General features: G+C 73.0%; 9 protein-coding genes, 1 tRNA gene, 1 pseudogene and 1 riboswitch. Of the genes and pseudogenes, 2 read left to right on the top strand and 9 right to left on the bottom strand.

Going from position 1 to position 12390, the window contains the following annotated elements:
• Positions 1 to 10: 10 nt before the first annotated feature.
• Positions 11 to 325 carry an SMR family transporter gene (locus AB0O11_RS14100; RefSeq protein WP_363385630.1) on the bottom strand — a complete coding sequence of 105 codons (315 nt, stop codon included), beginning with the start codon at positions 323 to 325 and terminating at the stop codon, positions 11 to 13.
• Positions 326 to 369: 44 nt separating this feature from the next.
• A riboswitch (guanidine-III (ykkC-III) riboswitch) is annotated at positions 370 to 435 on the bottom strand.
• Between the two features lie 85 nt (positions 436 to 520).
• Here AB0O11_RS14100 and AB0O11_RS14095 point away from each other — a divergent pair.
• Positions 521 to 592: transfer RNA gene (locus tag AB0O11_RS14095), tRNA-Cys, on the top strand.
• 84 nt (positions 593 to 676) lie between these two features.
• On the opposite strand, the gene AB0O11_RS14090 is transcribed toward AB0O11_RS14095, so the two are convergent.
• The 6 genes and pseudogenes from AB0O11_RS14090 to AB0O11_RS14065 all read right to left on the bottom strand — a co-directional run bounded on the left by AB0O11_RS14090 (position 677) and on the right by AB0O11_RS14065 (position 8071).
• Entirely contained in the window at positions 677 to 3004 is a 2328-nt protein-coding gene (locus AB0O11_RS14090; protein ID WP_363385627.1) for a xanthine dehydrogenase family protein molybdopterin-binding subunit, read from the bottom strand.
• A 719-nt stretch (positions 3005 to 3723) separates the two neighbouring features.
• A pseudogene (locus tag AB0O11_RS14085) lies at positions 3724 to 4170 on the bottom strand ((2Fe-2S)-binding protein); the annotation flags it as partial.
• A gap of 77 nt (positions 4171 to 4247) precedes the next feature.
• Entirely contained in the window at positions 4248 to 5114 is an 867-nt protein-coding gene (locus AB0O11_RS14080) for an FAD binding domain-containing protein (RefSeq protein ID WP_363386089.1), read from the bottom strand.
• 302 nt (positions 5115 to 5416) lie between these two features.
• A complete protein-coding gene (locus tag AB0O11_RS14075; RefSeq protein WP_363385624.1) occupies positions 5417 to 7027 on the bottom strand; it encodes a beta-N-acetylhexosaminidase in 1611 nt (536 codons plus the stop codon).
• A gap of 118 nt (positions 7028 to 7145) precedes the next feature.
• Positions 7146 to 7424 carry a DUF3039 domain-containing protein gene (locus AB0O11_RS14070; protein ID WP_359904233.1) on the bottom strand — a complete coding sequence of 93 codons (279 nt, stop codon included), beginning with the start codon at positions 7422 to 7424 and terminating at the stop codon, positions 7146 to 7148.
• A gap of 62 nt (positions 7425 to 7486) precedes the next feature.
• Positions 7487 to 8071 carry a YqgE/AlgH family protein gene (locus AB0O11_RS14065; RefSeq protein ID WP_363385622.1) on the bottom strand — a complete coding sequence of 195 codons (585 nt, stop codon included), beginning with the start codon at positions 8069 to 8071 and terminating at the stop codon, positions 7487 to 7489.
• A 305-nt stretch (positions 8072 to 8376) separates the two neighbouring features.
• Here AB0O11_RS14065 and murA point away from each other — a divergent pair, with 305 nt between their 5' ends.
• Complete coding sequence (gene murA, locus AB0O11_RS14060; RefSeq protein ID WP_224282584.1) at positions 8377 to 9717, top strand: UDP-N-acetylglucosamine 1-carboxyvinyltransferase; 1341 nt, start codon at positions 8377 to 8379, stop codon at positions 9715 to 9717.
• A 73-nt stretch (positions 9718 to 9790) separates the two neighbouring features.
• On the opposite strand, the gene AB0O11_RS14055 is transcribed toward murA, so the two are convergent.
• The gene (locus tag AB0O11_RS14055; protein WP_030242980.1) at positions 9791 to 10075 is read right to left on the bottom strand and encodes an HU family DNA-binding protein; all 285 of its coding nucleotides are present in this window, start codon (positions 10073 to 10075) and stop codon (positions 9791 to 9793) included.
• Between the two features lie 508 nt (positions 10076 to 10583).
• The gene (locus tag AB0O11_RS14050) at positions 10584 to 12056 is read right to left on the bottom strand and encodes an NAD-dependent malic enzyme (RefSeq protein ID WP_363385619.1); all 1473 of its coding nucleotides are present in this window, start codon (positions 12054 to 12056) and stop codon (positions 10584 to 10586) included.
• Between the last annotated feature and the right edge of the window lie 334 nt (positions 12057 to 12390).

The following is a 12390-nucleotide window of genomic DNA, read 5'->3' as shown; positions in this document are numbered from 1 at the left end:
GCGGCGCAGGTCAGTGCAGCACCTTGAGACCCACCACGCCGGAGACGATCAGCAGCAGGCAGACGATCCGGGCCATCGTCGCCGGATCCCCCAGGACGGCCATGCCGTAGACCGCGGTGCCGACCGCGCCGATGCCGACCCAGGCGGCGTAGCCGGTGCCGATCGGAATGGTGCGCATCGCGTACGCCAGACCGCCCATGCTGAGCAGCAGCGCGACGCCGAAGACAAGGCTGGGGACGAGGCGGGTGAAGCCCTTGGACGATTCCAGGGCGACCGCCCACACGGTCTCCAGGAAACCCGAGACGATCAGAACGAGCCAGGCCACGACAGCGACACCTCCGCAGTCCACAGCGGCCGGATTGCCGCTGAACTGCGCCGTCTTGTCGTCACCGGGTACGACGCGCTCGTCCGGGGTGACGGAAATGCCGCCACCTGTCCCCGACGGTAGCACACACTGCCATACAGAATTTACAAAGGGGCGTTGACCCCTCTCCCCCGGATCGGCCACTATGAATTCACTGGCCGTGTGCCCGAGTGGCTTAGGGAACCGTCTGCAAAGCGGTGCACGCGGGTTCGATTCCCGCCATGGCCTCACCGGAAAAGGAATTGCCGGTCGACTCCGAAAGTCGCCCGGCAATTCCTTTTCGCTATTTCCGTTGCCGTCCGGGGAATCCGGTCAGGCCGTGACGGCGTCCTCCGCCCGGATCGGCAGCCGGCCGACCGGCAGGCCGGTGGCGGCGCGCACGGCCGCGGCGACGGCCGCCGGGGCGACCACCGCGGGGACGGCGCCGACCGCCTTGGCGCCGAACGGGGCCACCACGTCGCGTTCCTCCAGCAGCGTGGCGATCCGCACCTCCGGGGTGTCCAGCGCGGTGGGCAGCCGGTAGCCGGTGAACGAGGGGTTCTGGAGCACCCCGCCCTCCGTCCGCAGGTCCTCCAGCAGCGCCAGGCCCACGCCCTGGGCCACCCCCGCCTCGATCCGGTCCTCGATCTGGCGCGGGTTCAGCGCCCGGCCGACGTCCTGGGCGACCGTCATCTCGACCACCCGCACGGTGCCCAGCTCGATGTCCACGTCCACCACCGCGCGCATGGCGCAGAACGAGATGGAGACGAAGGCGTCGCCCTGCCCGGCCTCGTCCAGCGGCTCGGTGGGGTGCGGGCGGCACTGCGCGGTGGCCCACAGCTCCTTGCCCTCCAGCGCCTCGGCGACCGGCATGCCGAGCACCCCGTCGTACGAGGTGATCTTGCCGTCGGCGATCTGGAGCAGCTCCGCCGACATCCCGAAGTTCGCCGCGATCGGCTGGAGCAGCTGGTGGCGGACCATCAGCGCGGCCCGCTCGACGGCACCGCCGGAGACCCAGGTGTGCCGGCCGCGGGCGGACGGGCCGGCGATCGACTGGTCGCTGTCGGCCGGCGCGATGTAGACCTCGCTGACGCCCAGCACGGTCTGCACGATCTGCCGGGCCAGCGTGGCGAAGCCCTGTCCGGCGTCGACCGCCGCGCAGATCACCGTGGCGTGGTCGCCGCTGACCCGCACGGTCGCCGTGGAGACCTCGTCCTCGCCCTCGGCGCCCAGCATGTGCACCATGCCGACGGCGTAGCCGATGCCGCGCCGCACCGCCGCCGGGTCGCCCGCGCCGCCGGGCCCGCCGGGCAGCAGCCACTCGGCGTCCGGGTCGTCCACCGGCAGGGCCGGCAGCGGCTCGGCGGCGACCGCGTCGAGCAGGGCCCGCACCGGCGCCGGGCAGGTGACGGCCTGTCCGGTGGGCAGCGGGTCGCCGGTGGACATCGCGTTGCGACGGCGGATCTCCACCGGGTCCACACCGATCCGGGCGGCCAGCTGGTCCAGCTGCGACTCGTACGCGAAGCAGGCCTGCAGGGCGCCCTCGCCGCGCATCCGGCCGGCCGGCGGATTGTTGGTGCGCACCGCCCAGGCGTCCACGAAGACGTTCGGGCAGACGTACGGGCCAGCCGAGAAGGCCGTCGCGGCGGCCAGCGCCTCGGCGGAGACGTCCGCGTAGGCGCCGCCGTCCAGCAGGATCTGCGCCTCGACCTTCACCAAGGTGCCCTCGGCGTCGGCGTGGTGGCGGTACCGCAGGAGCGCGGGGTGGCGCGAGGTGTGGGTGTGGAAGGACTCCTCGCGGGTGAGCGTCATCTTCACCGGGCGGCCGGTGCGCAGCGCCAGCAGGGCCAGGGTGACCTGGAAGGAGAGGTCCTCGCGGTCGGTGGTGGCTCCGGGCACGCCGGTGACCACCAGCCGGACCCGGTCCGGCTCCAGGCCGAGGCAGGCGGCGGTGCGGTCGCGGTCGCCGTGCGGGTCGGTGGAGGACAGGTGCAGCTCGACGCCGCCGTCCGGGCGCGGTACGGCCAGCCCGGCCTCGGCGCCGAGCGGGGCCGGGTCCTGCCGGCCGACCTGGTAGAGGCCCTCGACGACGATCTCGCCCACCGCGTCCGGGTCCCCGCAGCGCAGCGGCAGGTGGCGGAACAGGTTGCCGTCCGGGTGCAGCGGCGGCGCGGTGAAGGACTGCTCGGGGTCGGTGACGGCCTCCAGCGGCTCGTAGTCGACCGCGATCAGCCCGACCGCCAGCCGGGCGGTGTCCGGGTGGTCGGCGGCCACCGCGGCGATCGGCTCGCCGTGGTGGCGCACCACGCCGGCGGCCAGCACCGGCCGGTCGGCGACGATCGGCCCGGCCGGGGCGCCGTCGGGGGTGCCGTCCGGGCCGGGCGGCAGGTCGGCGGAGGTGACCACGGCGTGCACCCCGGGCAGCGCCAGCGCGGCCGAGGTGTCGATCCCGCGGATCCGGGCGTGCGGGTGCGGTGAGCGCAGCACCGCGCCCCACAGCAGCCCCTCGGCCCACAGGTCGGCCGCGTACGGGTAGATGCCGAGCGCCTTGGGCAGCGCGTCGCTGCGCAGCGGGGAGCTGCCCAGGCCGGTCGGCTCCGGTGCGCCGCCCTCGCCGCCGTCCTGCTGGATTGCTGCGCCGATGTCGGTAGGCGACGTCATGATGCGTGGTCGTCCTCGGGGAGCCGGATGCCGTGGGCGGGGGTGGCGCCGTACGGGACACCGGCCGGGGCGCCGCCCTCGGCCGGGGCACCGTGCGGGTGCGGGGCGGCGTACGGGGTGCCGTGCGGCGGCGTGCCGTCGTAGGCGGCGCCGGGCAGCGGGGTGCCGTGCGCGGGGGTGGGCTCGTAGACCGGGGCGTCGTACCCGGTGTCGTAGCCGTTCTGCTGCTGGTGGCCGTCCGGGTAGGGCACGTAGGTGCCGTGGGCGGGGGTGGCCTGGTACGGCTGCTCGGGGTAACCCTGCGGCGGGTAGTACACCTGGTCGTCGGCGGCCTGGGCGGGGATGACGTCCCGGATCGGGGCCAGCACGGTGGTGTCGTACACGCCGGTGTCGTAGCCGCCCTGGGGGTCGCCGTACGGCAGTCCGGCCGGGTCCTGCTGGACGGCGTGCGGCGCGGCGGGGTGCGGCTCGACGGGGTGCTGCGCCGCTGGGTGGGCGGCCGGGTGGGGCTCGACGGGCTGCTGCGGGACGTGCTCGATCCAGGCCTCGGCGTCGGTGTAGACCGGCGGCTCGACGGCCTGCCCGGGTTCGACGGGCGGGTCCACCGGCAGCTCGGCGACCGGGCCGGCGGCCGGCTCGGCCGGCGCCTCGGGAGCGGGCTCGACGGCCTGCGCGGCGGCCTCCTCCGTCTGCTCGGCCTCCAGCGCGCGGGCGTCCGCGACGGTCTGGACGGCGGCCAGCACGCCCCGGTAGCCGGTGCAGCGGCAGAGGTTGCCGCAGAGCGCCTGGCGGGCCTCCACCTCGGTGGGCCGGTGGTTGCGCTGGAGCAGGTCGTGCACCGCCATCGCCATGCCGGGGGTGCAGTAGCCGCACTGGACGGCGCCGGAGGCGGCCAGCGCCTGCTGGACGTCGCTCGCGCCGCCGGCGGCCGACAGGCCCTCGACGGTGTTGATCTCGCTGTCGGCGGCCAGTGCGGCGGGCACCAGGCAGCCGGCCACCAGCTGGCCGTCCACCTGCACCGAGCAGGCCCCGCACTCGCCCTGCTCGCAGCCGTCCTTGGCGCCGGCCAGGCCGAGCCGCTCGCGCAGCACGTAGAGCAGGCTCTCGCCGATCCACGCGTCGGTGACGGGCCGTTCGAAACCGTTGACCCGCAGCGTGTACGAGGCGCACGGGCGCAGCTCGCGGCTGACCTGCGGGGAGGGGCCGAGCGGGTCGGCGTCCAGGGTCTCGATGGGGTCTGTGGTCACTTCAGCGCCCTTCCCAGTGCCCGTCGGGCCAGCACCGATACGGTACGCCGCAGCCGAACGGCGGCCGCGGTCGGCCCCTCGGTCACGGCCTCCCAGGCGCCCTCGGCGCCGTAGTTGTCGGGGACGCAGGCGGCGGCCACGTACTCGCCGAAGGCGGCTGTCGCGGCCGGGTCGATCTCCCGGCTGCCGTCCCAGTCGATGCAGCCGGCCACCCAGGCCTCGGCCTCCAGCGGGCGCAGCGGCACCGGTGCGACGGCACCGACGGCGCAGCGCACCGCGCGCCGGGCCGGGTCGAGGACGAGCGCGACGGAGGCGGTGGCGCGGGCGGGGCCGCTGCGGCCGGTGGCCTTGAGGAAGACCTGCGGGGCGTGCAGCAGCGGGACGCGCACCCAGGTGAGCAGTTCTCCGGGGCGCACCGGGTCGAGTCCGGTGAGCAGGTGACTGACCGGCACCTCGCGGGTGCCGCCGGCCCGCGCCAGGGTGACGCTGGCCTCCAGCGCGGTGAGCACCGGGAGGGTGTCGCCGGCCGGGGCGGCGCTGACGATGTTCCCGCCGAGGGTGCCGACGTTGCGGACCTGCGGCGGGCCGGCGGTGCGGGCGGCGTCCGCGAGCGCGGGGATGAGCGCGGCGAAGTCGGGGCGGTCCATCCGGGCGTGGGTGAGTCCGGCGCCGAGCACGGCGGTGCCGCCGTCCTCGTAGCGCCAGCCGCGCAGTTCGGTGATCCGGCCGAGGCCGACCAGGGCGGCGGGGCGCAGTCGTCCGGCGTTGACGGCCTCCATCAGGTCGGTGGCTCCGGCCACCGGTACCGCGGCCGGGGCGGCGGCCAGCGCGTCGACGGCCTCGTCGAGGGAGGCCGGCAGCATGATCGTCCGGTTCACCTGGGTCCCACCGTGCTCCACTTGCTCATCGATCGCCTGCCGCCCGCCGGCCTTCGGCCGCGCTGTCCTGCGTCAGCAGCCCGGCCTGGCCCGTAGGGTACGGGCGATCGGGCCGGGTTGGGCAACTCTGGCACACAATGCTCGATGATCATTTCGGGACCGGTGAACGGGACTGCCCGATTGGGACTGATACCGGGCGGTATCTGCCCCGACCCGCCTCGGGCCAGGGCAGATGTTCATCTGTTCTTGACGTCGGATGACCGCTCAGAAGTTCCCGATGAGTAGGACTAACGGACCGGCGGGGGTCCCTCGATCGGCCGGCCGGCCACCCCGGGCCAACGCTGCCAGGGGTGCGGCCCGCCGGCCGGGCGGTACTCGACGCCGAGCGCGTCCAACGCCTTCAGGTGCGTCGCCAGCCGCTGCTCGAAACCGGCGAAGTCCCGCTCGGCCGGCTCGGCGGGCAGCTCGGACCAGGCGACCTCGGCGAAGGCGACCAACCGGGGGAAGGCCCGGTAGTCGATGTCCCGGGCGCTGTCCATGAACTCGCTCCACAGGTTGGCCTGGGTGCCGATCACGTGCCGGGCGGCGGCCTCGTCCAGCTGCTTCGGGACCGGCTCGAACCGGTAGACGTCCTCCAGCGTGCGCACGAAGCCGACCGGGATCGGCTCGTCCGGCCCGTCCGCCTGCCGGTGGTCGAAGTAGACGTGCTGCTCGGGGCACATCACCACGTCGTGGCCGGCCTTCGCGGCGGCGATCCCGCCGCCGAAGCCGCGCCAGGAGGAGACCGCGGCGCCCGGGGCGAGGCCGCCCTCCAGGATCTCGTCCCAGCCGATCAGCCGGCGGCCGCGCTCGGCCAGCCAGCGGTCGAAGTGCCGGATGAGGTGGCTCTGCAGTTCGTCCTCGTTGGCCAGGCCCAGCTCGCGTATCCGCGCCTGCGCGGCGGCACTGTCCTTCCACTGCTCCTTGGGGCACTCGTCGCCGCCGAGGTGGATGAACTCCGAGGGGAAGAGTTCCAGGACCTCCTCCAGCACCGCCTCGAAGAAGCGCAGGGTCTCCTCGGAGGCGTTGAGCACGTTGTGGCTCACCCCCCAGTCGGTCCAGACCCCGAGCGCGGCGGTGTCCACCACGTCGGTGTTGCCCAGCTCGGGGTAGGCGGCGACGGCTGCCTGGGTGTGGCCGGGCAGGTCGATCTCCGGGACGACGGTGACCCCGCGGGCGGCCGCGTAGGCGACGATCTCGCGCAGGTCGTCCTGGGTGTAGTAGCCGCCGTGCGGGCGGTCGTCGCGGCGCTGCCCGGCCCGGTATCCCACCATCGAGCGATCCCGCCAGGCGCCGCGCCCGGTCAGCCTCGGGTAGCGCTTGATCTCCACCCGCCAGCCCTGGTCGTCGGTCAGGTGCAGGTGCAGCACGTTGAGCTTGTGCGCGGCCAGCAGGTCGACGAAGCGCAGCACGTCCGACTTGGGCAGGAAGTGCCGGGCGACGTCGAGCAGCACGCCGCGCCAGCCGAACCGGGGGGCGTCCGCGATGTCGGCGCCGGGCAGCACCCAGCCCTCGCGGCGCAGCGGCGAACGGCGGTGGGCGTCCGGCCCGAGCAGCTGCCGCAGGGTCTGCGCGCCCCACAGCGCGCCGGCCGGGCCGCCCGCGGCGAGCAGGGCGTGGCCGGGGCGCACCGTGATCCGGTACGCCTCGGCGGCGAGCGCCCCGTCCTGGACCAGCTCGATGCCCGCACCCGGCCGGCCCGGGCCGAGCGGCAGCCCGGTGGCGGCGGTCAGCGTGGCCCGCAGCCAGTGCTCGGCGTCGGCCAGCGCGGGGGGTGCGGTCAGCGTGGTGGCGGCATCGAGCGGGTAGTCCTCGTCCGGGCGGCGCACGGCACTCGAAGGTGCGGGAATGAGGTCCATTCCGACATCCTGCCCACGCCCCGGACGATTGGCATAGACCACCGGGGAAACCGGGTGCTATGCAAAACGGCGTTGTGCGGGGCGCCGCGCGGAACGTCGTCGTGCGGGGCGCCGCGGACTACTTGTTGTCGCCGTCGCCGCCCTGCGGCTTGCCGATGCCGTCGTAGATCTCCTTGCACATCGGGCAGACCGGGTACTTCTTCGGGTCGCGCCCGGGCACCCACACCTTGCCGCAGAGCGCCACCACGGGAGACCCGGAGAGCGCGCTCTCCATGATCTTGTCCTTCTGGACGTAGTGCGCGAAGCGCTCGTGGTCGCCGTCCCCGTGGGACACCTGCGGGACGGGCTCGACCAGGGTGCCGGTGCCGAGGCCGCGCTCGGGCTCAAGAGTGCTCATGGGTGCCAAGTCTATGGGCGCCTCCGGAAACCCGGCCAGTGTCGCGCCGCCGGGCCGGTGGCTCAGTTCATCGTCGGGTCGTCCGGGTAGGTCGCCAGCAGGGCGAGCGGACCGCGCTGGCGGCGCAGCACCGAGCGCCACAGCCGCTCCGGCTCGGGGCTGGAGACGTCCCCGGGCTCGCAGTCCACCAGGTACCAGGCGCCGCTCTCCAGCTCGGTCTCCAGCTGCCCGGGCGACCAGCCGGCGTACCCGGCGAAGATCCGCAGGCTGCCCAGCTCACCGGCCAGCACCTCGGGCGGCGCCTCCAGGTCGACCAGGCCGATCGCGCCGTGCACCCTGCGCCAGCCGAGCGGTTCGCCGGTGCCGGGCTCTCCCGGCGCCACCGCGAGGCCGAGCGCCGAGTCCAGCGCCACCGGGCCGCCCTGGAACACCACGGCCGGCTGCCCGACGAGTCTGTTCCAGCCGTCCAGCACGCTGCCCACCTCGACCGGCGTCGGCCGGTTGAGGACCACGCCGAGCGCCCCCTCGGCGTCGTGGTCGAGGAGCAGCACCACCGCCCGCGCGAAGTTCGGGTCGGTGAGCAGGGGCGTCGCGACGAGCAGACGGCCGGTGTGGGACCGGCCTCCGTTGGATTGGGCCGCCGTCATGCCCACATGATCCCGCAGAACTGCACCGCTCGGACACCGCAACACCCGGAAACCCGCCACGCCGGACGAACACCCGTACGGCCGCACCGGAGGGGCGGGTACGGACCCGGAGAGAGCACCATCACGGGAGAGGCTCACGGGAACCGACCGCACGCCTACTACCATCTACGTCTGGTGGACGCCCTTATACGGTGCCGACTCGGTTTCGCCGGGGGCCCGAACGCGCCCGTACGACCGGCCCACCACCGGCTCCCTCCCGGAGCCCACTCCCCCCGACTCCTCTGGCACCCCGGATTGCGAGAACGATGACCGACGACGTCCTGCTGGTCCATGGCGGAAACCCGCTCGAAGGCGAGATCCGCGTCCGCGGTGCGAAGAACCTGGTACCCAAGGCCATGGTCGCCGCCCTCCTCGGCCAGGGCCCCAGCAGACTGCGCAACGTCCCGGACATCCGCGACGTCAAGGTGGTCCGCGGCCTGCTGCAACTGCACGGCGTGACCGTGCGCGCCGGCGACGAGGACGGCGAGCTGATCCTCGACCCCTCGCACGTCGAGAGCGCCAACGTCGCCGACATCGACGCGCACGCCGGCTCCTCGCGGATCCCGATCCTGTTCTGCGGCCCGCTGCTGCACCGCCTCGGCCACGCCTTCATCCCCGGCCTGGGCGGCTGCGACATCGGCGGCCGCCCGGTCGACTTCCACTTCGAGGTGCTGCGCCAGTTCGGCGCCACCATCGAGAAGCACCCGCAGGGCACCTACCTGGTCGCGCCGCAGCGCCTGCGCGGCACCAGGATCGAGCTGCCCTACCCCTCGGTCGGCGCGACCGAGCAGGTGCTGCTCACCGCGGTGCTCGCCGAGGGCGTCACCGAGCTGCGCAACGCGGCCATCGAGCCGGAGATCGTCGACCTGATCTGCGTCCTGCAGAAGATGGGCGCGATCATCACGCTGGGCACCGACCGGACCATCCTGATCACCGGCGTGGACGAGCTGAACGGCTACAACCACCGCGCGCTGCCGGACCGCCTGGAGGCCGCCTCCTGGGCCTGCGCGGCGCTCGCCACCAAGGGTGACATCTACGTCCGCGGCGCCCGCCAGCTGGAGATGATGACCTTCCTGAACACCTTCCGGAAGGTCGGCGGCGCCTTCGAGGTGGACGACGAGGGCATCCGCTTCTGGCACCCGGGCGGCGAGCTCAAGGCGATCGCCCTGGAGACCGACGTGCACCCGGGCTTCCAGACCGACTGGCAGCAGCCGCTGGTGGTCGCGCTGACCCAGGCCACCGGCCTGTCCATCATCCACGAGACGGTGTACGAGTCGCGGCTCGGCTTCACCGGCGCGCTGAACCAGATGGGCGCGCACATCCAGCTCTACCGCGAGTGCCTGGGCGCCACCCCGTGCCGCTTCGGCGCCCGCAACTTCCTGCACTCCGCGGTCGTCTCCGGCCCGTCCAAGCTGATCGGCTCCGAGCTGGTCATCCCGGACCTGCGCGGCGGCTTCTCGTACCTGATCGCGGCGCTGGCGGCCGAGGGCACCTCGACCGTGCACGGCATCGACCTGATCAACCGCGGCTACGAGAACTTCATGGACAAGCTGCGCGACCTGGGCGCCCACGTCGAGCTGCCCAGCGAGCAGCTGGTCGACGCCTGACGGTCCGGTCACGACGGCGAGAGGCCGGGCTCCCCAGCGGGGAGCCCGGCCTCTCGGGCGTTCAAGGGGTGGCTCAGGCAGCGCCCTTGGCGGCTTCCTTCAGCTTGGAGCCGGCGCTCACCTTGGCGCTGTAGCCCGCGGCGATCTGGATCGGCTCGCCGGTCTGCGGGTTGCGGGCGGTGCGGGCAGCGCGGTGGGTGCGCTCGAAGGTCAGGAAACCGGGGATGGTGACCTTCTCGTCGCCCTTGGCGACGACCTCGCCGACGATCTCGGCGAAGGCGGCCAGAACGGCGTCGGCGTCCTTGCGGGTCACCTCGGCGCGCTCGGACAGCGCGGCCACCAGCTCACTGCGGTTCATGTGTACTCCTGTGGTCTGTTCGCTTGCGGTGCGCGGGGGCCCATCGGTACTCCCACCGGGGGGCACCCGGATGGGCCGCAGGTCCGCACACTGTGCTCATGCAGGCAATGCGTGGTCGCAGGCCGGGTCCGTACCCGATGCCGCGCGCCGGAGCCGTCGAAGGCCCGCCCGCCCGCCTGAATACGAATCCTGCCCCGACCGGCCCCGAGAAAGCCAATCGGGCCCCGGCCGAGCCACCCGAACACAGCCCGCCCGTTGGAGGTATGACGCTCCGTCGGCTCCGGCGGACCGGGCGCGGGCGGCGGTCGGGACGACACGCCGGAAGACCAGGGGGACGTTCCGTACTTGTCGGACACGCCTGCCCCGTGCAGGGCTACGGTACGCCCTAGGACTGACAAGCCCAAACACGCCCCTCGCCCTTGTGTCGCAAGGGTTCGGGGCGGGCTGGGCAGGTATGACCACTATTCGCACATTTGAGCGATCTACGACACGTCGCCCGGTCCCGCCGTCAGAGCTTGACGGTGGGGAACGCGGCGGTGTCGAGGGTGCCGACGATGCCCGGGGTCGGACGGGCCGGCACGGGGTCCTCCTGGGCCCCCGCCAGGGCCGCCTCGCGCACCGCCGAGGCGACGGTCTTGGCGACGTCCTTGTGGAACACGCTCGGGATGATGTAGTTCGCGTTCAGCTCGTCGTCGGCCACGGTGGTGGCCAGCGCCCGGGCGGCGGCGATCATCATCTCGGTGTTGACGGTGCGGCTCTGGGCGTCCAGCAGGCCGCGGAAGACGCCCGGGAAGACCAGCACGTTGTTGATCTGGTTCGGGAAGTCGCTGCGGCCGGTGGCGACCACGGCGGCGGTCTGCCGGGCGACGGCCGGGTCGACCTCCGGGTCCGGGTTGGCCAGCGCGAAGATGATCGCGTCCTCCGCCATGGTGGCCAGGTCGTCGCCGTCCAGGACGTTCGGGGCCGAGACGCCGATGAAGACGTCGGCGTCCGCCACGGCCTCCTTGAGGCTGCCGGTGCGGCCCGAGCGGTTGGTGTGCTCGGCGATCCAGCGCAGGTTCTCGTTGAGGTCCCCGCGGCCCAGGTGGACCACACCGTGCACGTCCGCCACGGTGGCGTGCTCGACGCCGGCCGCCATCAGCAGCTTGAGGATCGCGGTGCCGGCGGCGCCGGCGCCCGACATCACCACGCGGATGTCGCTGATCTCCTTGCCGACCACCTTCAGCGCGTTGGTGAGGGCGGCCAGCACCACGATCGCGGTGCCGTGCTGGTCGTCGTGGAAGACCGGGATGTCCAGGGCCTCGCGCAGCCGGGCCTCGATCTCGAAGCAGCGCGGCGCGGAGATGTCCTCCAGGTTGATCCCGGCGAAGCCCGGGGCGATCGCCTTGACGATGGCGACGATCTCGTCGGTGTCCTGGGTGTCCAGGCAGATCGGCCAGGCGTCGATCCCGGCGAAGCGCTTGAACAGGGCCGCCTTGCCCTCCATGACCGGCAGCGCGGCCTCCGGGCCGATGTTGCCCAGGCCCAGCACCGCCGAGCCGTCGGTGACCACGGCGACGCTGTTGCGCTTGATGGTCAGGCGGCGGGCGTCCTCCGGGTTCTCCGCGATCGCCATGCAGACCCGGGCGACACCCGGGGTGTAGATCATGCTGAGGTCGTCACGGTTGCGGATCGGCAGCTTGGAGGACATCTCGATCTTGCCGCCGAGGTGCATCAGGAAGGTGCGGTCCGAGACCTTGCCGATCGACACGCCGTCGATCGCGCGCAGCTTCTCGACGATCTCCTCGCCGTGCGCGACCGAGGAGGCCGCCACCGTGACGTCGATCCGCAGCGCCTCCAGGCCGGAGGCGGTGACGTCGAGACCGGTCACCGATCCGCCGGAGGACTCCACGGCCGTGGTGATCGCACTGACGGCGTTGCCCCGGGCCGGGACCTCCAGCCGTACCGTGATCGAGTTGGAGACACTGGGCACCGTCGCCATCGACGCTTCCTTCTTCCGTCTGTCCCGCAGGCTCAACATTTTGTTGAAGGCATCGCCTGCGCATGCTAGACCTCGATCGTCGCACCTTCCAAGGGGCAGCCAGAAATAACGTTCATTGAGTGTGCGGACCCGACAATCCCGCCCGACCGCCGCCGGTCTCCCGCCGCTCACTCCTTGCCTCTCCCGGCCGATGCGTTACATTGGACGGGACACCGGCTCGATCCAAGCCCCCGGGCCCAACCTTCGTCCCTTCGAGGGACCACTTGCCGCGAGGCGAGCATGGCGGGTCGGTGTCGTCAACGTCTGAAGGCCCCTCACCAAGCGGTGAGGGGCC

Origin of the sequence: Kitasatospora sp. NPDC093102 (assembly GCF_040683915.1) — a bacterium.
GTDB lineage: Bacteria > Actinomycetota > Actinomycetes > Streptomycetales > Streptomycetaceae > Kitasatospora.
Note: the sequence above shows the minus strand (reverse complement) of the source record. Positions and strands in the feature narration are given on the sequence as shown.

Excerpts from the sequence above, each read along its gene's own strand:
- AB0O11_RS14090 (WP_363385627.1), bottom strand. The coding sequence starts at position 3,004 with ATGACGTCGCCTACCGACATCGGCGCAGCAATCCAGCAGGACGGCGGC.
- AB0O11_RS14080 (WP_363386089.1), bottom strand. The coding sequence starts at position 5,114 with ATGCTGCCGGCCTCCCTCGACGAGGCCGTCGACGCGCTGGCCGCCGCC.
- AB0O11_RS14075 (WP_363385624.1), bottom strand. The coding sequence starts at position 7,027 with ATGGACCTCATTCCCGCACCTTCGAGTGCCGTGCGCCGCCCGGACGAG.
- AB0O11_RS14070 (WP_359904233.1), bottom strand. The coding sequence starts at position 7,424 with ATGAGCACTCTTGAGCCCGAGCGCGGCCTCGGCACCGGCACCCTGGTC.
- AB0O11_RS14065 (WP_363385622.1), bottom strand. The coding sequence starts at position 8,071 with ATGACGGCGGCCCAATCCAACGGAGGCCGGTCCCACACCGGCCGTCTG.
- murA (WP_224282584.1), top strand. The coding sequence starts at position 8,377 with ATGACCGACGACGTCCTGCTGGTCCATGGCGGAAACCCGCTCGAAGGC.
- AB0O11_RS14055 (WP_030242980.1), bottom strand. The coding sequence starts at position 10,075 with ATGAACCGCAGTGAGCTGGTGGCCGCGCTGTCCGAGCGCGCCGAGGTG.
- AB0O11_RS14050 (WP_363385619.1), bottom strand. The coding sequence starts at position 12,056 with ATGGCGACGGTGCCCAGTGTCTCCAACTCGATCACGGTACGGCTGGAG.